21 protein-coding genes and 2 tRNA genes are annotated in these 24,759 nt (G+C 46.0%); 13 read left to right on the top strand and 10 right to left on the bottom strand.

Annotated features, from left to right (window positions below):
* Positions 1–59 precede the first annotated feature (59 nt).
* From B5G00_RS15555 to ftsH, 4 genes are read left to right on the top strand one after another with little or no spacing between them, the layout of a single operon-like run.
* Entirely contained in the window at positions 60–1,547 is a 1,488-nt protein-coding gene (locus B5G00_RS15555; protein ID WP_087274373.1) for a SpoIIE family protein phosphatase, read from the top strand.
* Between the two features lie 10 nt (positions 1,548–1,557).
* On the top strand, positions 1,558–2,919 hold the full coding sequence (gene tilS, locus B5G00_RS15550; protein ID WP_087274372.1) for a tRNA lysidine(34) synthetase TilS: 1,362 nt from the start codon (positions 1,558–1,560) through the stop codon (positions 2,917–2,919).
* A complete protein-coding gene (hpt, locus tag B5G00_RS15545) occupies positions 2,912–3,433 on the top strand; it encodes a hypoxanthine phosphoribosyltransferase (RefSeq protein WP_087274369.1) in 522 nt (173 codons plus the stop codon). The genes tilS and hpt overlap by 8 nt, the downstream gene beginning before the upstream one ends.
* A 46-nt stretch (positions 3,434–3,479) precedes the next feature.
* The gene (gene ftsH / locus B5G00_RS15540) at positions 3,480–5,288 is read left to right on the top strand and encodes an ATP-dependent zinc metalloprotease FtsH (RefSeq protein ID WP_191385661.1); all 1,809 of its coding nucleotides are present in this window, start codon (positions 3,480–3,482) and stop codon (positions 5,286–5,288) included.
* A gap of 294 nt (positions 5,289–5,582) precedes the next feature.
* On the opposite strand, the gene B5G00_RS15530 is transcribed toward ftsH, so the two are convergent.
* From B5G00_RS15530 to B5G00_RS15505, 5 genes are all read right to left on the bottom strand, one after another.
* Positions 5,583–7,094 carry a recombinase family protein gene (locus B5G00_RS15530; protein WP_002575864.1) on the bottom strand — a complete coding sequence of 504 codons (1,512 nt, stop codon included), beginning with the start codon at positions 7,092–7,094 and terminating at the stop codon, positions 5,583–5,585.
* A gap of 94 nt (positions 7,095–7,188) precedes the next feature.
* Positions 7,189–7,344 (bottom strand): hypothetical protein, encoded by a 156-nt coding sequence (locus B5G00_RS15525; protein ID WP_002575863.1) that lies wholly within the window; start codon positions 7,342–7,344, stop codon positions 7,189–7,191.
* Between the two features lie 40 nt (positions 7,345–7,384).
* Positions 7,385–8,329, bottom strand: coding sequence for a MobV family relaxase (gene mobV, locus B5G00_RS15520; RefSeq protein ID WP_002575862.1), 945 nt, complete (start codon positions 8,327–8,329; stop codon positions 7,385–7,387).
* 173 nt (positions 8,330–8,502) lie between these two features.
* On the bottom strand, positions 8,503–8,898 hold the full coding sequence (locus tag B5G00_RS15510) for a replication initiator protein A (RefSeq protein ID WP_002575861.1): 396 nt from the start codon (positions 8,896–8,898) through the stop codon (positions 8,503–8,505).
* A 111-nt stretch (positions 8,899–9,009) separates the two neighbouring features.
* Positions 9,010–9,423, bottom strand: a complete 414-nt coding sequence (locus B5G00_RS15505) for a cysteine-rich VLP domain-containing protein (protein WP_002575860.1) — start codon at positions 9,421–9,423, stop codon at positions 9,010–9,012.
* A gap of 228 nt (positions 9,424–9,651) precedes the next feature.
* On the opposite strand from B5G00_RS15505, the gene B5G00_RS15500 reads away from it, so the two are divergent.
* Both B5G00_RS15500 and B5G00_RS15495 read left to right on the top strand, forming a co-directional pair.
* Complete coding sequence (locus tag B5G00_RS15500; RefSeq protein WP_002575859.1) at positions 9,652–9,915, top strand: hypothetical protein; 264 nt, start codon at positions 9,652–9,654, stop codon at positions 9,913–9,915.
* 78 nt (positions 9,916–9,993) lie between these two features.
* The gene (locus B5G00_RS15495; RefSeq protein ID WP_002575858.1) at positions 9,994–10,794 is read left to right on the top strand and encodes a helix-turn-helix domain-containing protein; all 801 of its coding nucleotides are present in this window, start codon (positions 9,994–9,996) and stop codon (positions 10,792–10,794) included.
* 80 nt (positions 10,795–10,874) lie between these two features.
* Here B5G00_RS15495 and B5G00_RS15490 read toward each other — a convergent pair whose 3' ends face one another.
* Positions 10,875–12,095 (bottom strand): MFS transporter, encoded by a 1,221-nt coding sequence (locus tag B5G00_RS15490; RefSeq protein WP_002584949.1) that lies wholly within the window; start codon positions 12,093–12,095, stop codon positions 10,875–10,877.
* Between the two features lie 1,194 nt (positions 12,096–13,289).
* On the opposite strand from B5G00_RS15490, the gene B5G00_RS15470 reads away from it, so the two are divergent.
* Entirely contained in the window at positions 13,290–15,407 is a 2,118-nt protein-coding gene (locus B5G00_RS15470; protein WP_087274365.1) for a glycoside hydrolase family 13 protein, read from the top strand.
* Positions 15,408–15,584: 177 nt separating this feature from the next.
* Positions 15,585–15,666: transfer RNA gene (locus B5G00_RS15465), tRNA-Tyr, on the top strand.
* Positions 15,667–15,733: 67 nt separating this feature from the next.
* On the opposite strand, the gene B5G00_RS15460 is transcribed toward B5G00_RS15465, so the two are convergent.
* Entirely contained in the window at positions 15,734–16,294 is a 561-nt protein-coding gene (locus B5G00_RS15460) for a TetR/AcrR family transcriptional regulator (RefSeq protein ID WP_087274363.1), read from the bottom strand.
* A 129-nt stretch (positions 16,295–16,423) separates the two neighbouring features.
* On the opposite strand from B5G00_RS15460, the gene B5G00_RS15455 reads away from it, so the two are divergent.
* Positions 16,424–17,320, top strand: a complete 897-nt coding sequence (locus B5G00_RS15455) for a DegV family protein (protein WP_087274361.1) — start codon at positions 16,424–16,426, stop codon at positions 17,318–17,320.
* 110 nt (positions 17,321–17,430) lie between these two features.
* Here B5G00_RS15455 and B5G00_RS15450 read toward each other — a convergent pair whose 3' ends face one another.
* Both B5G00_RS15450 and B5G00_RS15445 read right to left on the bottom strand, forming a co-directional pair.
* Positions 17,431–19,122: an ABC-ATPase domain-containing protein gene (locus B5G00_RS15450; protein WP_087274358.1), complete on the bottom strand. Its 1,692-nt coding sequence runs from the start codon at positions 19,120–19,122 to the stop codon at positions 17,431–17,433.
* A 72-nt stretch (positions 19,123–19,194) separates the two neighbouring features.
* Positions 19,195–19,268, bottom strand: a tRNA-Arg gene (locus B5G00_RS15445).
* 216 nt (positions 19,269–19,484) lie between these two features.
* Here B5G00_RS15445 and B5G00_RS15440 point away from each other — a divergent pair.
* Entirely contained in the window at positions 19,485–20,159 is a 675-nt protein-coding gene (locus tag B5G00_RS15440) for a DUF975 family protein (protein ID WP_087274355.1), read from the top strand.
* 24 nt (positions 20,160–20,183) lie between these two features.
* Positions 20,184–20,795: a hypothetical protein gene (locus tag B5G00_RS15435; RefSeq protein WP_087274353.1), complete on the top strand. Its 612-nt coding sequence runs from the start codon at positions 20,184–20,186 to the stop codon at positions 20,793–20,795.
* Between the two features lie 93 nt (positions 20,796–20,888).
* On the opposite strand, the gene B5G00_RS15430 is transcribed toward B5G00_RS15435, so the two are convergent.
* Positions 20,889–21,284 carry a metal-dependent transcriptional regulator gene (locus tag B5G00_RS15430; protein ID WP_087274350.1) on the bottom strand — a complete coding sequence of 132 codons (396 nt, stop codon included), beginning with the start codon at positions 21,282–21,284 and terminating at the stop codon, positions 20,889–20,891.
* A gap of 199 nt (positions 21,285–21,483) precedes the next feature.
* Here B5G00_RS15430 and asnA point away from each other — a divergent pair, with 199 nt between their 5' ends.
* Together asnA and B5G00_RS15420 are read left to right on the top strand one after the other, a co-directional pair.
* Positions 21,484–22,491, top strand: a complete 1,008-nt coding sequence (gene asnA / locus B5G00_RS15425) for an aspartate--ammonia ligase (protein WP_087274348.1) — start codon at positions 21,484–21,486, stop codon at positions 22,489–22,491.
* A 24-nt stretch (positions 22,492–22,515) separates the two neighbouring features.
* Positions 22,516–24,558 carry an NlpC/P60 family protein gene (locus tag B5G00_RS15420; protein ID WP_242971386.1) on the top strand — a complete coding sequence of 681 codons (2,043 nt, stop codon included), beginning with the start codon at positions 22,516–22,518 and terminating at the stop codon, positions 24,556–24,558.
* The last annotated feature ends 201 nt before the right edge of the window (positions 24,559–24,759 follow it).

Genomic DNA, 24,759 nt, shown 5'->3' with positions numbered 1-24,759 from the left:
AGAGAAAAGCATCTATAATACTCTTTTGATAGCGGTTGCTTATTCAGGGAGGGAAAAAGATGCAGGAATGGATAATTGCCATGCTCGTAATCAGTGTACTGCTGCTATTACGTGACATGGCAAAAACTATTTTTTCAGAAATGAAAAAAAGTGCAGCAGCTTTGGACTATGACCGGCATCCACAGAAAGAAAAAATGCAGCGCTATGCAGAATCCTTCCAAAAGCTGGCAAACAGCTTCTACGGCATGCCCTGCAGAAAGGATTACCTCTCCAGTTCGGAACTGAAAGATCTGATCGAGGAGGCCAGGGAAGGGGTATGCAGGAAATGCCACCTGAATCAGGTGTGCTGGACTCAGCACTATCCCCAAACTTATCAGCGGTTTTATGGTCTTCTGCGGATCATGGAAGAGAATGACGAGGAAAAGCTGAGAAAAGCCAGGGCAGATCTGACAGGTGTTTGCATCAATCAGGGAAAGCTGGTGCAGGAGCTGCAGAGAATCATGGACAGAGAACGCCAGAATCTGATATGGAATAATAAACTCTTGGAAAACAGAATGGCAGTGGCCCAGCAGCTGGGAGAAATGGCTCAGCTGATGAAATATCTGTCAAGAGACCTTTTTGATATGACCGAAGCAGACATGCAGTTTCGGGATGACTTCGCCAGAAAACTTAAAAAACGGCACATCAGAGTGAGAAATCTATGGACCCTGGAGCAGCCTGACGGAAAACAGAGATACTATGGAGAATTTTGCACCAGAGGAGGCAGCTGTATACCGGCTGCTGAAGCGGCAGCAGTGCTTTCAGAATTATGCGGCAGCCGGATGACAGTGAGAACAGAGGGGAAAAGCCTTATTACCAAAGACTATGGGGTCCTGGGATTTGTAGAGGAAGTAAATTTTAAAATCCTCTATGGAGCTGCAAAAATAACCAAGGACAAGGAAACGGTATCCGGGGATAATTATACCTGCGCTGTGGAAGAAAACGGGCAGTTTTTCATCTGCCTTTCTGACGGGATGGGATCTGGTCTGGAAGCATCCAGGGAGAGTGAGACTGTAGTGGATACCCTGGAACAGCTGGTAGAAGCAGGATTTTCAGGAGAGACAGCGGCCAAAATGGTGAATTCTGTATTGAACCTGAAGAATCGCAATGGCAGGTTTTCTACAGTGGATATTTCTATTGTGGACCTATATTCTGGTATGTGTCATTTTTTAAAAGCAGGAGCATCCACAACCTTTATTAAGAGGAGCCACTGGGTAGAGGCGATTTCTTCTACAAGTCTGGGGCTGGGACTGGTGCAGCAGGCAGACTTCGAGTCTTCCACAAAAAAACTGTATGAAGGAGATTTCCTTATCATGGTCACAGATGGAGTTTTAGATGCTCTGCCAGGAGAGGAACCAGAGGAAACCATGAAAGAAATCATTATGGAGGTCAATACCAGTGCGGCTCAGGAACTTGGAAAAGGTATTCTGGAACGGGTTCTTACATACTGTGAATATAAGGCTATAGACGATATGACCGTACTGGCGGCTGGATTATGGAGGAAATAGATACAAAAGGATGAAGATAGAAGAGAAGGTATTTTCCTATATAGAAGAACAACATATGATAGAAACGGGCAGCCATGTGCTCCTTGGAATTTCCGGCGGGGCAGATTCGGTATGCCTGTTGTTTTTGTTAAAAGAATATCAGAAAAGATGTGAGTTTTTCCTTCACGGAATCCATGTGAACCATGGGATACGGGGAGAAGAAGCCTGGCGGGACCAGGAATTTACCAGACAGCTGTGTGAGAAAGAGAGTATTCCTCTCAGGATATACAGCTATCCGGTGCCAAAAATAGCAGCAGAAGAGAAACTTTCCCTGGAAGAAGCAGGACGGGAGGCAAGACACAGGGCCTTCGAAGAAGAACGCAGGAGACTGGGGCTTGGGCCGGAGGAGTCTGGGATTGCTCTGGCTCATCACCAAAATGATAACGCAGAGACAGTCCTTCATAATCTGATACGGGGAACCGGGGCTGGGGGCCTTGGAGGAATCCAACCTGTACAGCAGGGAACAATGGGGACTTTTATCCGGCCTCTTTTGTGTATTTCCAGAAGAGAAATACAAGAATATTTGGAGAGCCGAGGGATTTCCTGGATGGAGGACAGCACGAACCAGGACCTTTCTTACACCAGGAACAGGCTCCGGCAGGCAGTTATCCCGGAAATGGAGAAGATCAATCCCCGGGCAGTGGAGCATATAGGCGCTGCGGCAGGATATATGAGGAAGATAGAGGGATATCTTCAGAGACAGGCAGACAGCCTTTTCGAGAGATATGTAGAAGAAAAAGGCGGGAAATTCTATGTCAGAAAAGAGCTTCTTTCTGAGGAGGAGATCATGGAAGAGTATGTTCTGCTGAAGGTTCTGTCTCTGGCTGCGGGGAGGCGTAAGGATATTTCCAGAATCCATGTGGAAACGTTGAAAAAACTCTTCAGGGGAGCTACGGGAGCTGCGGCATCCCTTCCCTATGGCCTTACTGCCCGGCAGACCTATGGAAGTCTTTCCATAGGAAAAGCTGGTGAAAAAGAAAAAGAACCGGCTCCTCTGGAATTCCGGATTTTTCCCTATGAAAAACAGCAAATTCCGGAAAAAACATATACGAAATGGTTTGATTATGATAAAATAAAAGACGGCCTTGAAGTAAGATTCCGCCTTCCGGGAGATTACCTTACAGTTAATGCTCAGGGAGGAAGGAAAAAGCTGAAAGACTATTTTATTGACTGTAAGATTCCACGGGAAGAACGGGAAAAGATAACTCTTCTGGCAGAAGGCTCCCATATTTTGTGGGCAGTAGGCTGCCGTATCAGCGAGTATTATAAGATTACAAGTCAGACAAAAGAAGTGTTAGAAGTACATGTAAAAGGAGTAAGGGAAGATGAGTGAAAGAATCCGTCAGCTGTTAAGCGAAGAAGAAGTAGATAGGCGGATCTGTGAGATCGGGGAGCAGATCAGCAGAGATTATGAAGGGAAATCCGTGCATATGATATGTGTGCTCAAAGGCGGTGTATTTTTTACCTGTGAACTGGCCAAAAGAGTGACAGTACCAGTAACTCTTGATTTTATGTCTGTGTCCAGCTATGGAGATGATACCAGCTCCAGCGGTGTTGTGCGTATTGTAAAAGATCTGGATGAAACTATAGAGGGAAAGGATGTACTGATCGTTGAGGATATTATTGACTCCGGACGCACTCTGAGTCATCTGATTGAAATCCTGAAACAGAGACATCCTGCCAGTATTCATCTGTGCACCCTTCTGGATAAACCGGAGAGAAGAGTGAAGGATGTAAAAGTAGACTATGTATGCTTTAACATCCCAGACGAGTTTGTAGTGGGATATGGATTGGACTATGCTCAGAAATACAGAAACCTGCCTTATATCGGTGTAGTAGAATTTTGAGAGGCAGTTACAGACTTGAATATGGAAAGAGAGGAGAAACAACAAGGTGAATAAGCAGGCAAGAAACTGGATACCGGCGGCACTGCTGCTGTTGTTGGTAGTGCTGGGCTTCTGGTTTATTTCCAGACAGATGACACGGGACTACAGCTACACAGAGCAGGCCTTTTGGCAGGATATTGAGGAAGAAGAAGTGTCTCAGGTATATATCAGCCCCAACAGAGAGATTCCTACAGGCCAGGTAACTGTCAGGATGAAGAACGGGGATGAGCATAACTTTTATTCTCTGGATGTGAAAGAGCTTCAGGATGAGCTGGAAGGAGAGAGCGGTATTGCCGTACAAGTGGCAGATGTTCCAAGTGACAATACCATTATGGCTACGGTACTCCCTCTGGTCCTTACAGTCATTCTGGTAATCGTTATCATGAATATGATGAACCGGCAGATGTCAGGTGGCAGCAATGCCAAGATGATGAATTTCGGCAAGAGCAGAGCGAAAATGTCTACAGACGCAGATAAAAAGGTAACCTTTAAAGATGTAGCCGGCCTTCAGGAGGAAAAAGAAGAGCTGGAAGAGATTGTAGATTTTTTAAAGGAGCCTCAGAAATATGTAAAAGTAGGGGCCAGAATTCCCAAGGGCGTTCTCCTTGTAGGACCTCCGGGAACAGGAAAGACACTGTTGGCAAAAGCCATTGCCGGGGAGGCAGGGGTGCCTTTCTTCTCCATTTCCGGTTCGGATTTTGTGGAAATGTTCGTAGGAGTAGGAGCCTCCCGTGTCAGAGATCTGTTTGAAGAAGCCAAAAAGAATGCACCCTGTATTGTATTTATCGATGAGATTGATGCTGTTGCCAGACGGAGAGGGACTGGCATGGGCGGAGGTCATGATGAGAGAGAACAGACATTGAACCAGCTTCTGGTAGAAATGGACGGTTTCGGAGTAAATGAAGGCATTATTGTTATGGCAGCCACTAACCGGGTAGATATTCTGGATCCGGCTATTCTCCGTCCGGGACGTTTTGACCGAAAGGTAGGCGTAGGCCGTCCTGACATTAAAGGAAGAGAAGAAATCCTCCGCGTCCATGCGGCGAAAAAACCTCTGGGAGAAGATGTAGACTTAAAAGAGATTGCCAGAACTACTGCCGGCTATACTGGCGCAGATCTGGAGAACCTTATGAATGAAGCTGCCATTATTACCGCTAAGGACGGCAGATTCTTTATTAATCAGGGAGATATCCGCCAGGCCTTTATAAAGACAGGGCTGGGTGCGGAAAAGAAGAGCCGGGTAATCTCTGAAAAGGAAAAGAAGATTACAGCTTACCATGAGGCGGGCCATGCCATTCTTTTCCATCTCCTTCCTGAGATGGGACCGGTCCATACAATTTCCATTATTCCTACGGGAATGGGAGCAGCAGGTTATACTATGCCTTTGCCAGAACAGGATGAAATGTTTAACAGCAAGAAGAAAATGCTGGAGAATATTGTGGTGGATCTTGGAGGCCGTGTAGCGGAAGAATTGATTTTCCACGATATTACAACAGGTGCTTCTCAGGATATTAAGCAGGCTACCCAGATGGCCAGAGCTATGGTAACTCAGTACGGAATGTCCGAAAAAGTGGGAATGATCCAGTACGGTGGTGACGAGGACGAGGTATTTATCGGAAGAGACTTTGGACACACGAAGAACTATGCAGATCAGACAGCCGCTCTTATTGACAGTGAAGTAAAACGGATTATTGACGAGGCCTATGAAAAAGCCAAAGAGATTCTTTCTCAGAATGAGGAGGTTCTCCATAGGTGTGCAGATCTGCTGATCGAGAAAGAAAAAATCGGCAGGGAAGAGTTTGAAGCCTTGTTTTAATGGGGTTTTATGCAGAATTTCTCAGAATGGATAAAAGTGGAAGGACCAGTTATGTTAAAAATGGTCAAAAAAAACTACGAAAAAAAGTCAAGATTGTGCACACTTTTTTTCCGGGTCATGCTATTATAATTACTGTAAAAACCCCCCAATACATTATATAGTTTTTGCTACACCCCATAAGAAGAAATACCTTCTCCAAAACAGCCAGTCGATAGACTGGCTGTTTTACTTTGACAAAGTACAGTTTACAAGGGACTACACAGGGTAGGTATCTGACGGGAGGGGTGCCGCCAGTCAGATTTTCCATGTGATGTTCAAGCTGTCGCTTGTGGCGGCTATGGTGGTGATCATCAAATCCACCACACGCCGCTTGTCATCAAAAGATACATTCTCCCAGGTATCGAGGTAGCCGGAAATCTGGCTGACCTGTTCCGGGCTGATGGCCTCCACAGTCAACTCCGCTATCCTTGCCAGAAGTTCCTGCTTGCGCCCGTCCAGTTCCGCTATCTTCACATTCACATAGGAGAACAGGACATTGTTTGCCCCCGTCAGACTGTCCACCAGCTTTTCAATCTCGCTGTCTACATGGGCAAGTTCCACTTGCAGGGCGGTGATTTTCGGGTTTGCCTTTGCCGCTTTCTTTTTTCCTGTCAGCGTCTTGTAGCTTGCCAGCTTCTTTACCATCTGCTGATAAACAACCGCTTCCAGTTCCGAAGTGATGATTTTCCCACAGCCAGGACAGCTTTTATTGTCCAGCCGTTTCGTGCAGCGGAGATACTGTTTGCCGGAGGGATTGTAGATACTCATAAGAGCATACCCGCAATTCCCGCACTTGATTTTTCCTGCCAGCCATGTGTGGGTGGCTTTCCGGGCAGACTGGATTTTCATGTTGTTCATCAGCTTCTTGCGGCAGGTCAGCCAGGTGTCGGAGGGGACGATACCCTCATGGGGAGCCAGTACCAGCATTTGGTCTTTTAAGTCGTTTTTCTTGCTGGCCTTTACATCTCGCCCTTGATACAGATAGCAGCCGTTCATGCCCGTAAAATCGGCAACGTCATTGACAATGACTGTACCTTGACTTTTGAAAAATTCGTACACATCAAGGTCTGCCTGCACATAGACAGGATTGCGTAACATCTGCGCCAGCGTGGGGCGTATCAGCTCTTTGCCATGGAACAAAATCCCCTGTTCGGCAAAGTACCGGGTAATGTCCCCGTAGGAAGTTGTGGGCTGGGCGTACATCTCAAACATCAGCCGGATATTGGCCGCTTCCTCCGGGTTTACCACCAGCTTCTTTGTGTTGATACCGTCCATCTTGATAGGCTCCGTATGGAAGCCGTAAGGGGCTTTCCCGCCCATCTTAAAGCCCCGCTGACTGCGGGAGTAGTAAGCGTCCGTTACCCGCTTCTGTATCGTTTCCCGTTCAAGCTGGGCGAACACGATACAGATATTCAGCATGGCCCGTCCCATCGGCGTGGAGGTATCAAACTTTTCCGTAGAGGACACAAACTCCACATTGTACTGCTGGAACAGCTCCATCATGTTGGCAAAGTCCAGAATGGAACGGCTGATACGGTCGAGCTTGTAAACCACGACCTTTGCAATCAAGCCCCGCTTGATGTCCCGCACCAGTTCTTGAAACTTCGGACGGTCTGTGTTCTTGCCGCTGTACCCTTTGTCTGTGTATTCCTTGCAGTTACCGCCTTTCAACTCGTATTTGCAAAATTCAATCTGGCTTTCAATGGAAATGCTGTCCTTTTTGTCTACCGATTGTCTTGCATAGATTGCGTCTATCCGATTGTTCATATTGTCGCTCCTTTTCTTAAAAAAGAAACGGAGCTGCTGACAGTTCTATTATACCGCCAGCAGCCCCGCAAATCAATGATGGGTTTGGAAAACCTTATGTCCCGGCTTCCTCACTCTCCCGCTTGTCGGCGTACTTGCGGAACACCTCATAAAGCTGCTGTTCCAGTTCCCGGCGTTTGGCTGCTTCCTGTTCCGGCGTGAACACCGGGGAGAGATTTTCCAGTGTGATTTCCTTTCCCTGAAAAGTCACGATTTCGATTTCCTTTTTGTATCTGATATTACTTATAAGATCACCTTTCCTTTCCATGCTGCCGCTGTTGCCGTTTCAGTTCCGCTAAAATCTCCGGCGGGATACGGTCAACCAGCCGCCGCATATCGTCCAGTTCGCTTTTTAACTTCGCCCGTTCCATCGTGTCATTCATCTTGCCTTTTTCGCTGGCCTTTGCCCTGACTTCCAGCTTTTCATTTTCCGCTAACAAGTCATTGATTGTGACCTTGTATTTTTTCAGTTGCCCGGAGAAGTTCTCCATCTGCGGAAACCACTTTTTCAGCATGGAGAGGGCTTCCTCTTTCTTCTTTCCGGCGTTCAGCGGGGTAATGCCGGAGAGAACCGCTTCAATGGCCCTCGCCTGTTTGGAGAGGTTGACCGCCTGTTTGAACAGCCGGGTGGGGATATGCTTCCGGCCCGTCTTGCTGGCGCTTTCCCCACGCTCCAGGTCGGGGTACTGCTCCACCATACAGGCGTGAAAATCGTCCTGCCACTTCGTCAGATTGGCCCGGTTGCCGATAATTTCTTTGGCGCACAGGCGGTTGTCCTTTGTCAGCGGCACAAAGACCAAGTGCAGATGGGGCGTTTTTTCATCCATGTGTACCATAGCCGAAACGATGTTCTCCCGGCCCACCCGGTCAATGAGGAAGTCCGCCGCCCTCTGGAAGTAGGCCGCTATCTCCTTTGGGGACTTGCCCTTGAAAAACTCCGGGCTGGCGGTAATCAGCGTGTCCACAAACCGAGTGCTGTCCTTGCGGGTGCGGCATCTGGCCTGCTCGATGCGGCTCTGAATGAAATGGTAGTAGCGGCCATCCGGCTTGACGATGTGGAAATTGTACTTGCTCCGGCTGGTGTCAATGTCCGGGTTGCTGGCGTACTGCTCCTTTTTCCGTTCATGGTGGGCTTCCAGCGGCCCCGCCGGGTGGCCCTTGTGCTTCTCAAATCGCAAAATTGCGTGTTGTGCCATTGAACTCCTTTCCCCATTCCATTCCTTTCCGGCGGGTTTTCCCGCCGAAAATATCTCTGATAGGATTGGAATGGAATGAATGTAAATAGATGGTTTTAATCTCTGTATTTCTATATACCGTCAGATTTCCGTACTTCAAGAGGATTGATTTTCGTACTCGCCAAGTACGGTTTTCAGCCCTCCGGCGTACCATAACCGGATTTCTTGAAGTCGGTGTTTGGAACCGCTTCATAGGATTTCGGGTAAATGCGGTTGGGTTTTCCACAGCCCTGTTTCTGGATTTCCACCAGCCCCGCATACTGCAACTCCCGCAGGGTGTTGACCGCTTTCTGCCGCCCGCAGCGGAGCAAAGCGACCACCTCGCAGATGGGGTAGTACAGGTAGACCCGCCCGTACTCGTCCGCCCAGCCGTTCTTCCGGGACAACTCCGCCCGGCGCAGGACAAAGGCATACAGCACCTTCGCTTCGTTGCTCAAGGGCTGGAATGTGGGTGCTTCAAAAAGGAAATTGGGGAGCCGGGTGAAACTGAACGCCTTTTCCGGCTGGTGAATATAAATCGTGTTTGTCATAGCGTGTTTTGTGGACGGTTAGAGGCCCGTTTTCCGGGGCGAATGATAAATGATACCAGCCGCCCCGGTTGAGGGCTTGCGGAGCCTTGCAAATCAAGGCTTTTCCCGCTCTTAACTGTCCACAGCAGACCTCCTTTTCCGTTCACTTTCTGTTTTCTGCCGCCTGTGAACTCTGGCGGCGCAGTCCGGGCAGTATTTGCCCCGGTTGGACTTCGGGACGAACACACCGCCGCACTCCGCACAGCGTTTCAAGTCCCTGTCCCGGTAAATCTCCGCTTCCAGCGTCCTGTCCAGCGGCAAGACCGCCCAGCGGAACCACTTGCAGCAGACGGAGAACGAAATCATCTGCGGACAGGCGCAGGTGTCGCCATCGTCCAGCGCAAGGCAGTTTCCGTCCTCGCAGTTGCAGCACTCCCGGCGTATCAGGCCGCTGGCTCGTCTCTTCTGGGGCGGGGTTATGCGGTAGGGGGAGCCGTCCGGCCTGTGTTCCAGCGGCGGCAGGTGTTGATAGGGTCTTTTGCTCATGCGTCCCTCCGTTTTCTTTGGCGTGTTCTGTTTCCAAGGTGCTTGTCCATCGATGAACTATCCCAAGTCTACACCTTTTTGACCGCCTGTGCCGTATATCCAAGAGGTAGGAAATCAGCCTGAAAAACTCCCTATTTCCACGCTCTCGGATTTGTGATATAATCAAAAAAAGATAAAAGACAAATTCAGGTTTCTGGTCTTCTTGCACAAAATAAAGGAGGAGCTATTATGCAAATTGTTTATATTCCAAGCGAATCAATGTCTGTTCAAGGTAAAAAAGATGAAATCTATAAAAGATATGGGAAAGACTGGAATATTAGAGAACAGGGAGGAGGTAACGGAAATTGGTTGTTGACCAGAAAAAGTGATGTGCTTGTAGATGGAAAAAGTTATCGTACTTTTGTACTTGAACACTACGGTAAATCCAAGCTGACAGCGAAGCTTGTTGATAAATTTCGTGAAGATGTAGCAAATGGTAAAATAAAACTGTAAATGCCTATGCCGTTATGCTATGAGCATAGTACATAGCATAACGGCTTCTCTTTCGTTGAGCTAGCAAGGAGGGTGAATATGTCTTTATCCATACAAGAGCGATTAAAAGACCTACGTGTGGAGCGTGGCTTGACGCTGGGGCAGCTTGCGGAGCAGACCGGGCTTTCCAAGTCTGCGCTGGGCAGTTACGAAACGGAAGACTTCAAGGACATCAGCCACTATGCCCTTATCCGGCTGGCGAAGTTTTACGGTGTGACCGCTGATTATCTGCTGGGGCTGTCTGAAATGAAAAATCACCCAAACGCCGATCTTGCAGACCTGCGTTTGAGTGATGAAATGATTGACCTGCTGAAAAGCGGGAGGATAGACAATACCCTGCTGTGTGAGCTGGCGGCGCACCCGGATTTCCCCCGGCTGATGGCTGACCTTGAAATCTATGTGAACGGAACGGCACTGAAACAGGCGCAGGGTGCAAACGCCATAGTGGACACGATGAGCGCAACTGTTATAAAAAAGCATAATCCTGGCATGAGTGATACGCAGTTAAGACAGCTTATCACCGCCCATATTGATGAGGACGAGTTTTGCCGCTATGTGATACAACGGGACATAAACGGGATTGCCCTTGCTCTGCGGGAAACACACAAGGACGATTTTTTCAGCGTCCCAGAGGATAACCCGCTAAAAGAAATGCTGGAAACTGCTGGTGAAATCGTCAGCCAGGACAGCGACACGGAACAAGCGTACTTGGCGTTTATCTGCAAACGGCTCAAGCTGAATTTTAGGAAGCTGTCAGTAGAAGAACGGAAGTGGCTGAAAAAGATTGCGGAAAAATCCGACTTGCTGAAGAATCCAAAACCGCAGAGAGGACGAAGATAAAAAATGCCTGAACGGCGGTTCTGGTTTTTCAGAACCACCATCCAGGCATTTTGTTTAGTAATAGAAAAAGGTGCAGTTGATTATTGCGTATTGTCAATCTCTCTCAAACCGGGTAGTAAAAATACGGCAAGCGCAACGATGATAATGCCAATTCCGCAAATGACAAACCATTTCTCAACTCCCAGCCGCTCCGCCAGAGGCCCGGAAATGACAAGGCCAAACGGCATGGCGAGGGAAGCGGCGCTTGTCAGTAGAGAAAAAACTCTCCCCAGATATTCTGGTTTGACCGTTTCTTGAAAAATCGCATTTTGCACACCGTAAAATGGAGCGGAAATTCCCATAACAGTACAGCACACAACAAAGACAAGAAATGCGTCTGGCGGCAAAAGCCCGGAGAGCATATTGCTAACGCCCATCAGGAGAACGGAAAGACCGATGGTGTACCGCCGTTTCTTAAAACCGCCCCAAATGCTCAGAATGACTCCGCCAAGCAGCATACCAACCGCAAAAGCAATTTCAGCGGCAGAGGCATGGGCCGGTGTTCCTTTGAAGTATGACATACAGATGAGAGGAAAAAGCGTACTGATTGGCATATAAAAGAACATATAAATTACACCAATCCAGAGCAGAGCAAAGAGGCCCCTGTTTTGCTTTAATACCACATACCCCTCTTTCATATCCTGTAAAAACTGTTGTCTTTTCGTTTCTGGACATAGTTCAGGCGTTGGTATGGACGAAATCGCAACAGTCACACAGGCAAGGATTGCACCCACAATATCTAACAATATAATTGCATTAAGAGGCCAAACAGCATATAAAAACGCTGCGGCAGCTGGACTGATAATCGCACTTACTGCTTGCATGGTCTGCGTGTAACCAGCGCATTTTGTAAGTTCCTCTTTTGGCACAATCATAGGTGTTGCTGCGCTGAATGCTGGAGAATGAAAAGCAGTTCCCGCACTTCGGATTAACAGGACAACCATAATAGACCATACGGGCAATTCCATGTAAAACGCCACCAGCGCCAGAATACCGCCAGCGGCGGCAATTATCAAATCCGCACCAATCATTACGCTTTTACGGCTGTGCCGGTCAACAAAAGCACCTGCAAACGGGCCTAAACAGGCTTGCGGCAAAAATCCAATCAGTGTTGCCGCCGTCAATATGATTGCAGAATTAGTTTTCGCAACCAAATAAAAGATAATGGCCATTTGCAAAATACCGCTGCTAATAAAGGATATTGCTTGTCCGGCAAGAAGTGTAAAATAAGTTTTTCTCCATGAATTGTTGTTTTGGGTCATAATGCGAACCTCCTTTTTTATTGCATTGTTCCTTTGTTTCTGCAATAAAAAGCAGGCGTTGTCCCACAGAGAGGGCAGACGCCTGCATAACAACAAAGCACGAAAAAACACCACGATACAGTTCAAAGACTGCTCGTGTCAAACCTACGTGTTCCTTTGCATACGCACGCAAAAAAAGCCCACCATCATGTGGAAAGGTACTTCTACTTTTTATTGCTTATTAGCGTACACAAATTAACACACGTAAGCCTCCTTCCAATCTCAAACTGTCGCACAGTATAACACACATCCGATAGACTTGTCAACCATTTTTAACCTTGTTTTCCATCTTGTTTTTCCATCTCTTACGGGCAGTAGCAAAGCCAGGCGAGCCAGTCAACGGTCAAGATGAACGGCGCTTTCAGCGCCGCCGTTGACAGTCTCGCCCGTCTTTGCTAATGGGTAATCAAGGCGGGAAAGCCATTTTAGGGCTTTCCCGCCCATTTCAATTTTGGGAGAAGAAAGGCCCCAAAATGAACGAGTGCGGCCAAACACTTTTAGGGATTGGCCACCTTGTCCACCCATCCAGCGGGGCGGCGGGGAACGGTCAAGGCCGGGCGTCAGCCCATTCATTTCAGCCTTGACGGTTTCCTGCCGTCCTGCTACTTTTCCCGGAGTGTGGCCACACATCTGGTCACGGTGTCCAGAGCTTTGGGACTTTTTGTCCCATAGACCGGGGGCGGAGGACGAGGGACGGGGGCTTTCATAATACGCCCTGTCTGCTGCTGAAATCAGCCCTTTGTTTCCGGCTTACCAGCCCCAAACAAAGCCCTGCTTTCCTGCCGCGTCAAATGCCCTTGCCCTCCCCGGCGGCAACGGTATTTTCAGGGCAACGCCGACAGAGCGTATAACACACTACACTTTGCTCCGCAAAGTCGTGTGCCAAATGGGGCGCTGCCCCCTTTGGAAACCCCCGCAACAAACAGGTGCTATGCACCCAGCCGGGAGCATAGCGCCGTTTGTTGTCAGCAGCCCGTTTCACGGTCTGCGTGTAGTTCCTTGTAAACTGACCTAAAAAATGTACGAAAAATCCGTGGAAAAAGTAGTTGTATATATGGACTCGGTGGGATAGAATAGTAACATATAATAATATGAAGTAATTCAGCAAAGCAGGAAACACTTATAGGTTTTGCTAAAAGATGGAGAGGATGCAGTATGAATTACGAAAATCTTACGGATGCAAGGAAGATTCAGGAATATGTGACCAATATGAGGCCTACTTTTAATAAACGTGCGGTGTTCAGCGATGAAACGGAAAATTACAGGACCCCGGCAGAACCGGAAGCCGGGGACACAGTGAATATCCGTATCCGCACAAAGAAAAACAATGTGGACTTTGTTTTTCTGGTATATGATGATGTTAGACAGCCTATGAAATGGCTTAACTCAAAAGACGGATTTGACTATTATGGGACGGATGTGAAACTTGGAAATGAGACTATCCGTTACTATTTTGAGATTATTTCCGGAAAAATTCATTGCTATTATAACCAGATTGGAGTGACCAGAGAGATTGACGACCACTACTGTTTTGGTATTGTTCCGGGATTTAAGACTCCTGACTGGGCAAAGGGAGCAGTGATGTATCAGATCTTTGTAGACAGATTCCGCAACGGGGACCCGTCTAATGATGTGGTGTCAGGTGAGTATGCATATATTGATGAACATGTAAAAAAGGTAGAGGACTGGAACCGTCCTCCTCAGGCTATGGATGTCCGGGATTTTTACGGAGGAGATCTCCAGGGAGTTCTGGATAAACTGGACTATCTGAAAGAATTGGGTGTGGATGTGATCTATTTTAATCCTTTGTTTGTATCTCCTTCCAATCATAAGTATGACAGCCAGGATTATGATTATATAGACCCTCATTATGGAAAAATCGTGAAAGACGGGGGAGAGGTCCTGACCGATGGGGATATGGAAAATGCCCATGCTACCAAATATATAGAACGAGTTACAGACAAAGTAAATCTAGAAGCCAGCAATGCTTTTTTTGTCTGTCTTGTGGAAGAAATCCATAAGAGGGGCATGAAAGTAATCCTGGATGGAGTATTTAATCATTGCGGCTCATTTAATAAATGGCTGGACAGAGAGCAGATTTACGAGAATCAGACAGGATATGAGAAGGGGGCTTATATATCTCAGGACAGTCCTTACCGTACTTTTTTCCGCTTTCACAATGAGTATAGCTGGCCCTATAACCAGTTCTACGACGGTTGGTGGGGACATGACACTCTGCCAAAACTGAATTATGAAGAGTCTCCCAGACTCTATGATTATATTATGAGTATTGCCAGAAAATGGGTTTCTCCCCCCTATAATGTGGACGGGTGGCGTCTTGACGTTGCGGCAGACCTGGGACACAGCAATGAGTACAATCATCAGTTTTGGAGAGAATTTCGTCGGAATGTGAAGGAGGCTAACCCTGACGCTCTGATCCTTGCAGAGCATTATGGAGAAGCCAGGTCCTGGCTGGAAGGAGACCAGTGGGACACTGTGATGAACTATGATGCTTTTATGGAGCCGGTAACCTGGTTCCTGACAGGAATGGAGAAACACAGTGATGAATTTAACGAGGGCATGCTGGGAAATAGTGACTGTTTTATCGGCTCTATGAAATATCATATGGCCAGTTTCTATGCGCCTTCGCTGATGACTGCCATGAATGAGCTGTCTAATCATGATCACTCCCGTTTCCTTACAAGAACCAATCATAAAGTGGGACGGGTAGAAAATCTGGGAAGTGAAGCTGCCCAGCAGGATATAAACAAGGCCGTCTTCCGGGAGGCTGTGGTAATCCAGATGACATGGCCGGGAGCGCCTACCATCTATTATGGAGACGAAGCAGGACTCTGCGGTTTTACCGACCCGGATAATCGGAGAACCTATCCTTGGGGAAGAGAAGACCAGGAACTGATCGCTTTTCATAAAGATATCATACGGATACACAAGGAGAATCGTGAATTGCTGAGAGGATCTGTAAAATTTCTGGCAAATGATTATCAGCAGATCAGTTACGGCAGATTTACAGACAGGGAGAAAACTGTGGTGACCATTAATAACAGCGATGAGACGAAGATGGTGGAGCTGTCTGTGTGGGAACTGGGGATTCCAAGATCCAGAACCTGTAAATTCAAACAGCTGATGGTGACTGGAGATTTTGGATACAGTCTTGTAAAGAAAATTCATGAGTGCAGGGCCGGAGTTATCCATCTGGAGGTTCCTTCCCATGGAGCAATCATTGTGAAATGTGTGCTGGATCAGGAAGAATAGAAAGATAGCAGGGTATTTAAATGAGCTGTGGCATTAGTTAAAAGTGAGAATACTTATACATGTTATTACTGATATATGACGAATGCCACAGTTCCTTTTGCAGTCTTTGAAAGAAATGAAAAAAACACTTGCAATTCGGTCAGGGTATGCTATAATTTGTGAGAACTGAAAATTTAGGGGCGATTTCCCGAGTGGCCAAAGGGGACAGACTGTAAATCTGCTGGCAAAGCCTTCGGTGGTTCGAATCCACCATCGCCCATTACACTACAGTGTGCTTCAAGCCGTTGCAAGGAAGGCTTGAAGCATTTTTGATTTTGCTAAGAGGATTACCTCCTTTGTCTGTCATTGAAACGGTTATGCCGCACATGTTCATATATAATAGAGGCGATAACCTGGATGTCTTCTTTCATGTCGTCTTCGATCCAATGCATGAAAATGTTGTAAAGAGCTCCGGAATAGTAGTAGAGATCGTATTTTTCCAGAGCTGATTTTTCCAGAGATTCTGTTACATAAAGCATATATAGATCCAATCCCTGAAGGAGGATTTCCGAGCGGTTGGCCTTTTTCAGGCACAGCACGTAATCTTTGTATTTTTCAAGATATTTCAGACTTCGCAGGATATGGTCGTAGGTCTGGAAATCTGAACGAAAAGAAGGACCTTTTAACTCCTCTGCGTACTCTTTTAAAATCCGGTGCATATAATCAATCAGTATACTGTCTTTGCAGTTGTAGTTGCGGTAATAAGACATCCGGGAAACCCCGGCTTTCTGAGTTAGTTCAGAGATAGAAATCTGCTCATATTCTTTGGTGTGCATAAGTTGGAGAAGGGCATCCATTATACAGTTTTTTGTAAACTCTTTGGAAGGATTTTTCGATGAAGTATTCATGAACAAAATTCTCCTTTTTGTAACAGTTGAGATTTTAAATATTGTTTTTCAGAAAATAAAGTGTTACAATTGTAACATTTACTGTAGATGATAACAGATATTAAAAAGAAAGACAAGGACGGATGAAAAATGAAATTTGGTATTGTCAGCGACAGCTCCTGTGACCTGTCTCTTCAGTATACGGAGCAGGAGAAGGTCTCCATCGTATCTTTTTATGTATCCTTTGATGGGGAAAATTATCTGAGAGAAGGAAAGGATATAGCCATTACGGACTTTTATCAGGAAATGGCAGATAATCAGGACTGCTATCCCAAGACATCTATGCCTTCTGTACAGGATTATATGGATGCCTTTCTTCCCTTTGTAGAAACCAGTACGCCGGTACTGTGCGTCTGCCTGACAAAGAAATTCAGCGGCTCTATGCAGTCTGCAATAAATGCCAGGGAGGAACTGTTGGAAGAGCATCCTGAGGCAGAAATCTATGTGATGGATTCTCAGCTGGTAACTGCGGCTCAGGGGCTTTTTGTGAAAGAAGCGGTCAGGCTCAGGAATAAGGGACTGGATCTGAAAACGGCAGTAAAAGCCCTGGAGAAGATCAGAAATACAGGACATATCTTTTTTACCACAAAGGATCTGAAATATCTGGAACATGGAGGAAGGATCGGAAAGGCGGCTTCTCTGGCCGGGAGTATGCTGAATATAAAACCTTTGCTCCAGTATTATGACGGGGAACTGGGTTCTACAGAGCTTTGCAGAGGCAGAAAGAAATCCTTGTTCAAGGTAGCAGATATGTTTGTCGAGTATCTGGAAAAGAAAAAAATAAATCTTGAGGAGTATCATCTGGTCACAGGCGTAGGTCTGGATGTTCCGGAGTACAAGACCTTTAAAGACTATCTGGGTCAGAAGCTGGCAGAAAGAGGCTACCCGTCAGAAAACTGGCCGCAGATGCGGATAGGCGCTACCATTGGAGTCCATACAGGGCCTTATCCTATTGGAGTAGGAATTTTGAAGAAAGCAGAAGCTTAGAAAGTCTCAGAATAAAGAGGGACCGCTGTGTTTATGCAGACACCGTATAGAGGAAAGTCTGCACAAATACAGCGGCCTTTTTACTCATGACAATAAAAAGTTCCCCGGCATTATCTTCGATAACGATTAAAACAAGAATAAATCTCCTGCTTCCGGGGCATTGCCAGACCACAGGGGATATAAGAGGAAGAGCAGATACCGGCCAGTCCTTTTTCATCCAGCGTCTTTTCCAGAAGGGAAATTACCTGAGAAAGACTTCGCTTATTATCTAAAAGGTGTTCCCTGGCATATTTCAGCAGCTGTCCCAGTGCGGCGGTCTGTTCTGAATCGGCAATCTGTTCGATATATCTTAAATCTATGGTTTCTTTACCCAGAGAGAAAGAATCTTTTCCATGAACTTTCAGCTTTAACTCTTTGTATCCGTCTCCTTTCACCGGAGGCGCTGTCATGACTCTATTAAAATTCGGCATGGCAAAAGCCGGAACATGGGAGAAAGATAGGGGATACTTTCTGCACAGATTTTTAACTTTTTCTGTAATGTCCAGAGTCCGGTAGCTGTCCATCTGGATTACCGTATCTGCAATATGGAAAAAAGCACCTGAACTTCCTGCTACCAGGATAGTGGAAATGCCAGCCTTTTCATATAGGTCCCTTGCTCTTTCCAGAAATGGAGTGATGGGTTCTTTATCTCTGCTTATCACTTCCTGCATAAAAGTATCCCGGACCATGAAATTGGTGGCAGAGGTATCTTCATCCAGAAGCAGGAGCTTAGTTCCAGCTTCCATTCCTTCTACAATTCCGGCGGCCTGAGAGGTGCTTCCGCTGGCATCCAGAGTTGAGAAGCAACGGGTATCCTTTTTATTAGGCAGATCATTGATAAATAGAGAAATATCCACATCTTTGATAAAACGCCCGTCTTCAGAACGAAGCTTCAGTGCAGAAGGTTCCGTGATCACGTATTCTCTCCCATCTCCTGCAATATGATTATAAACGCCTCTTTCTAAGGCGTTCAGAAGTGTGGACTTTCCATGATACCCTCCTCCGGCAATAAGAGTGATGCCATTTGGGATTCCCATTCCACGGATTATACCTTTGTGGGGAAGCTTCATTTCTATCTGGAGTGTTTCCGGGGAAAGAAAGGGGATACTTCCTTTCAAGGGTTTCTGAGAAATACCGCTCTGTCTGGGAAGAATGGAGTGATCAGCCACAAAAGCAGCCAGATTTCTTTTGGGAAGTTCTTTGCGGATATATTCCTGATCTTCTGCGAGAAATACAGTCTCCTCTACGTTTTTTGAAGAAATATTTTTATAGTACAGGCTTTTCTGCACGCAGCGGGGAAGAAAGTCAAACAGGATTTTTTCAAGCTCTGGTGCGTTGATTGTCCTGCCATTTGCAGGGAAGCCGACAGTAAAGCGGACAATGATTTCCTTATCGGTAACCTGACAGGCCGTCCGTTCCAGAATTTCCTGTCCACAGTGGGTAATAGAGATGAGACCGCTTTTGCCGGAACCTTTTGCCCGGAAACTGTAAGCGGAAATTTGCTCTTCAAATTTACGTGTGAGCAGGTCCTGAACAGCAATCCTGGCCGGAGAAGATGAAAAACAGAATTCCGGAAAAGCTGCTCTTTTTCTGGAAACATAAATACTTACGTGGGAAGGAGAGGCAAAAGGGTCGCCCTGTACATGGTCAATAGATAAAAGATAGTCAGGAAATTGATAGATGCCTTTTAAACTTTTATATGCAGGATAGCTTTTTCTGTTTATGGAGGAAAGCTGCTGCCGAAGCTGAGTTGATGTAAGCATATGGAACTCCTTTCATAAATGGTTTTCTGATAAAACAAAAACCCCTATGTCCTGAGACATAAGGGTTGATACCGTGCGTTAGAGGATTCGAACCCCCGGCCTTTTGATCCGTAGTCAAACGCTCTATCCAGCTGAGCTAAACGCACATATGAAATTCGTTGCTGTCCTTAGCAACAGTAATGATTATAAGGGATAAAATTTGAAATGTCAAGATAAAATTAAAAAATATTTTGGAAAAATTTTATGATAATAACAGCTAAGAAGAAATGATGTTTTTCTATGTAATAAAAAATTCACTTTTATACCGGTAGAATACATGTTAGAATAAAACAGTAATATATGATTTGAGAGGAGGGGGTCGTATGTACTGGAACAGAGCGGGTCTGAAAGCAGACGGAAAAGAAAAATTTCGCAGGAACTACGGGAACTGTGTGCTGGTGAGCCTGATCGTTGGTCTGATAACCGGGACCGGAGGGTCTGTCAGCATAGAAAGATGGTTGGAGGATACTACATTTGCCTTATGGTTTCTTATCCCCGGGGCAGTGGTCATTTTAGTACAGATTCTGGTGTTTTCGGTACTGGAAATGGGAGCCTGCAGGTTTTATGTAGAGAACAGGGATTATCAGGCAGGGGTTTCCAAGATCCTTTTTGGGTTTCAGTCCGGCCATTATGGAAATGTAGTGCTTGTAATGTTTCTTAGAAATCTGTTCACATTTTTGTGGACGCTGCTTCTGATCATTCCGGGGATTGTAAAGAGCTATGAGTACAGGATGGTCCCCTATATTCTGGCGGAACAGCCGGATATCAGCAGTACAGATGCCTTTGCTATCAGTAAAGAAATGATGATGGGACAGAAATTGGAAGCTTTCGGACTGGATCTTTCTTTTTTAGGCTGGTGGATCGGATCTGCCTTTACATGCGGCCTTCTGGGAATTTTTTGGGCATTGCCTTATCAGGCAGCCACAAATGCAGAACTTTATGGAGCTTTAAGAGATGACTGGATAAGGAATCACTCCAGCGGAGAAAGCTGGCAGTGAAGGGAAGAAAGGGGAGAATAGATAATGGGAGAAGAACTGGAATTCAGGACCGCAGTAGGCGGTTACAAAAAAGATGATGTACTGGAATATGTAGAAAACATGAATGACAAGCTGTCGCAGATGAGCCGTGCCCATGAAGAGGAAACAAAGAGATATCAGAGCCGCATTCAGGAACTGGAAGAGCTGCTCAGGCAGGAGGAAGAAAACAGCGCAGCTTTGGCAGAGGACCAGGATAAGCGCCTGGAAGGATTGGCCAGGGAAAACAGCCGTCTTCAGGATGCCCTGACTATGGCAGAAGAAAAGCAGAAATTTACCCAGCAGGAATATCTGAAAGCAGAACAGATGAAGAATGCCATTAAAGACAAACTGGCCAGAGAAATCCTTCGCCTTCGGGAAGAAAACAAGGTCCTCCGGGAAAAACTGGAGAAAGCAGAAGGAAATATAGGCAGCAGGGCAGACTATGAAGGCGTACGCAGTGCTGTGTCTGAAGTACAGTACAAGATTGCAGAATATGTGAATGTACTGAATAAAACTCAGCAGAAACTTGCAGCCACCTATCAGGAAATGAACGGCATAAAGAAAAAAATTGCTGATCAGCTGGAAAAAATCCAACAGGAAAAAGAAGTGGAGTCATAAAAAACCGTTCCGTAAAATTCAGATAATATCAGGATTTTACGGAACGGTTTTCTGTTGGCAGGCAGGCCAGATGTGCAGTATATGAAGAAGCAGCTATGCTTCTTTGGCAGACTGCATTTTTTCTTCCATGAGATGAGTGTGCTTTTTAATAGCCTCAAAACTTTCAGAGCTTATAACGTGCTCCATTCTACAGGCATCTTCAGCAGCAGTTTTGGGATCTACGCCCAGCTGTTCAAGCCAGGAACTGAGAAGACGATGACGCTCATATATTTTATCAGCGATTGCCTTGCCGGAGGGAGTAAGGGTAATAAATCCCTCATGATCCATTTGAATATATCCGTTCAGACGGAGATTTTTCATGGCCACACTGACACTGGGCTTGGAAAAATTCAGTTCATTGGCAATATCAATAGAACGTACCTGGGGCTTGCGGTTCCCGATTACTAAGATGGTTTCCAGGTAGTTTTCCGCCGATTCATGTATCTTCATGATAATCGCTCCTTCCAAAAGTGTATTTATAATAGGATATCATATTTCCCTGGGAAGTTCAAACATAAGAAAAACTTTATATTTACATACAAATGGTTTTGTACTAAAATAGTAATCAGAATTTTGCTATTTTACAGCAGCGAAATAGAATTTATTGATTAGTTGTTAAGATATATTGCCGGTGATGGGAGGAGAAAATATGAGCAATGTGATAATACCGGAAAACTATCGTTCCTGTTTGTCCAGCTATGAGACTCAGGAGGCCATAGGGACGATCAAGCATCTTATGGAAAAGAAACTGTGCATGGCTTTAAAATTAAAGCGAGTAACTGCGCCTCTTTTTGTTGATCCGGCTTCTGGATTAAACGATGACCTGAATGGTGTGGAAAGACCTGTTACCTTTGATATCCCGGATGCGGGAACCCAGGCTCAGGTAGTACATTCTCTGGCAAAATGGAAACGTATGGCCCTGTACCGTTATGACTTCCATGTAGGAAAAGGCCTTCTTACAGATATGAATGCTATCCGCAGAGATGAAGAGCTGGATAATCTTCATTCAGTCTATGTAGACCAGTGGGACTGGGAAAAAATTATCACAAGGGAAGACAGAAACCTGGAATATCTGAAGAATACAGTAAACCGTATTGCAGGGGCTATCTGTAATGCTTTGGACGAAGTAAAATATCAGTATGAAAACCTGGATACTGAACTTTGTCGAGAGGTCTCTTTTATTACATCTCAGGAATTGGAGGATATGTATCCAGAGGTTTCTCCAAAGGAAAGGGAGAACCTTTATGTAAAAGAACATAAAACTGCTTTTATTATGCAGATTGGAGATTTATTGGCTTCCGGAGAAAAGCATGATGGACGGGCGCCGGACTATGATGACTGGAAGTTAAATGGAGATCTGCTGTTCTGGCATGAGCCTCTGCAGTGTGCTCTGGAAATTTCATCTATGGGTATCCGTGTAGACGAAAAATCCCTGGATGAGCAGCTCACCAAAGCCGGCTGCGATGAAAGGAGAAAACTTCCTTTCCACAAAATGCTTCTAGAGGGAAAACTTCCTCTGACCATCGGCGGAGGAATCGGCCAGTCCAGGATCTGTATGCTGCTTTTGAAAAAAGCCCATATAGGAGAAGTACAGTCCTCCATTTGGGATGAGAAAACGATAAAGGTATGCGAAGAAGCAGGAATTGAGATTTTGTAGGCGAATGGCGGGAGGTAATGGAAATTGAAATTTAAAGAACTAAAGAAAGTGCTTGCTCTCTCCGTTGCAGTGTCCATGGCAGTTCCGGGAAATGTTTGGGCAGCGGCTCCGGGAGACCAGCTGACACCGGAAGCATATGAGGCTGAGACAGGGTATGTCCTGGAAGGTGGATATCATTACATATTAGACGGAAATGGTTATGTGATCATTCAGGAAGATGGCTCTCCAGTGATTGAGGCTGATGTGCAGACTGAACAGGAAGCCCCTGAAGAAGGAGAAGCTGAAACTTTAAGTGAGGGAGAAGGAACCGAGACTCCAGAAGAAGGAGGAGAAGCAGAAACTCCAGGCGAGGGAGAAGGAACCGAGACTCCGGAAGAAGGAGGAGAAACCGAAACTCCAGAAGAGGGAACAGACATACCGGAAGAACCTGTCCAGGAGGAGCCACAGAATGAAACTCCAGAAGCCTATGAGGCCAGAACTGGCTATGCACTGCCGGAAGGATATCAGTATGTCCTGGATGAAAATGGTTATGTGATCCTTCTGGAAAATGGCTCTCCTCAGATTGAAGCAGTAAGTGAGGAGGCGCCTTCTACAAATGAAGAGCTTGTAGCCAATCAGCAGATTGTGGAGCTGCCGGTAATCGTGGAGGACTTCCGATTCTGGACAGTAGCCAGAAAATATGCCTTTGCTGTTAATAATATTGAGATTAAAGAAGAAATGTCCCAGGAGTCTAGAAGTATTGGTAGCCTGTCAAAAGACGGATTGTGCTATATCCTGAAGGAAGAAGATGGATGGCTTTATGTAGAGTCTGGCAGAGTAAGAGGGTTTGTTCAGACAGAGCAGGTAAAGACCGGTGATGAAGCTCAGGAGCTTCTTACCAAATATCAGGAGCAAGCGAAGAAAAAAGCAGAGGATGAGGGAACAGAATATACAGGAATTGAAGGAACAGCACCTATGGCCCAGGAACTGGTGCCATGGATGGAAAACAGTGCTTTCCTCTATCTGAGAGCTACAGTAAATCAGACAGTTGTGGATAAGGATTATGCAGTGACCACTGCAAGTCTTCTGAATGTAAGAGAGGGAAAAGGCACAGATACCAGGATCATAGGTACACTTCCTCAGGGAAGTCTCTGCTATATCCTTGCAGATAAAGATCAGGATTGGGTGTACATAGAATCTGGAGATGTCCGTGGCTTTGTAAGCAGACAGTATATCGTCTATGATGAAGCTGTAAAGGCTGCTGTAGAGCAGACAGGAGAAGAAAACTATACAACAGCAAACAAGCTTGTGGAGCCCAGTGAGAATCAGGCCTGCTACTATACCCTCACTTCTGTGAAGTCCGGAGTTCCCGGAGGAGAAGTGAGAAGCTCTGTTGTAGAGTTTGCCTCTCAGTTTATTGGGAATCCATATGTGTGGGGCGGTACAAGCCTTACAGAAGGGGCGGACTGCTCAGGTTTTGTTCAGAGTATTTATAAAGAATATGGAGTGGAACTTCCAAGGGTTGCGGCAGATCAGGCCCAGTACGGCACTAAGATCCCGGTGGAAGATGCCCAGCCGGGAGATTTAATCTTTTATGCAAAAGACGGATATGTTTACCATGTAGTAATTTATGCCGGAAACGGCAAGACTGTTGAGGCAATGGGTTCAAAATACGGCATTGTACAGGGAAACCTGAATACAGCAAATGCAGTGTGGGCAACAAGGGTCCTGGATGATACCAGCTATGTATATTCCAGCGGTGATATTGCAGAAGTAAATGCCACAGAAGATATGTATGGAGATTATCTGGGCAATTACAAACTGACCTATTACTGTTCCTGCGAGATCTGCTGTGATGTAGAGACAGGAATTACCGCTACGGGAACACCTGTAGTGGAGGGCCAGACTATTGCTGTAGATCCAAATGTGATACCATATGGCACACAGGTGATCATCAACGGTCATGTGTTTACCGCAGAGGACTGCGGCGGCGCTATTAAAGGCAACCGTATTGATATCTATGTAAATGACCATGACAGAGCCAATGCTCTTGGTGTAAATTACGCAGATGTATATCTGGTAAAATAGTCAAATGGACATGTAAGCATATCTGCCTGGCTCGTTGTTCGCGGGAAGAAAAATATAGACGGAAAAAGGAAGGATTCAGGAAGGTAGTGTAAAAAACTTTGTGGCTTTGGTAAAACCTGGCTCCTTTTTGGTAAGAATTACAGATATGACAATTCTTATCGAAAAGGAGTTTATTTATGGCAGTAGCAAAAGACCAAATCC

The sequence above is a fragment of the Blautia sp. An46 genome (assembly GCF_002161645.1).
Taxonomy (GTDB): domain Bacteria; phylum Bacillota; class Clostridia; order Lachnospirales; family Lachnospiraceae; genus Blautia; species Blautia ornithocaccae.
This window is presented reverse-complemented; position numbering and strand designations above follow the sequence as displayed.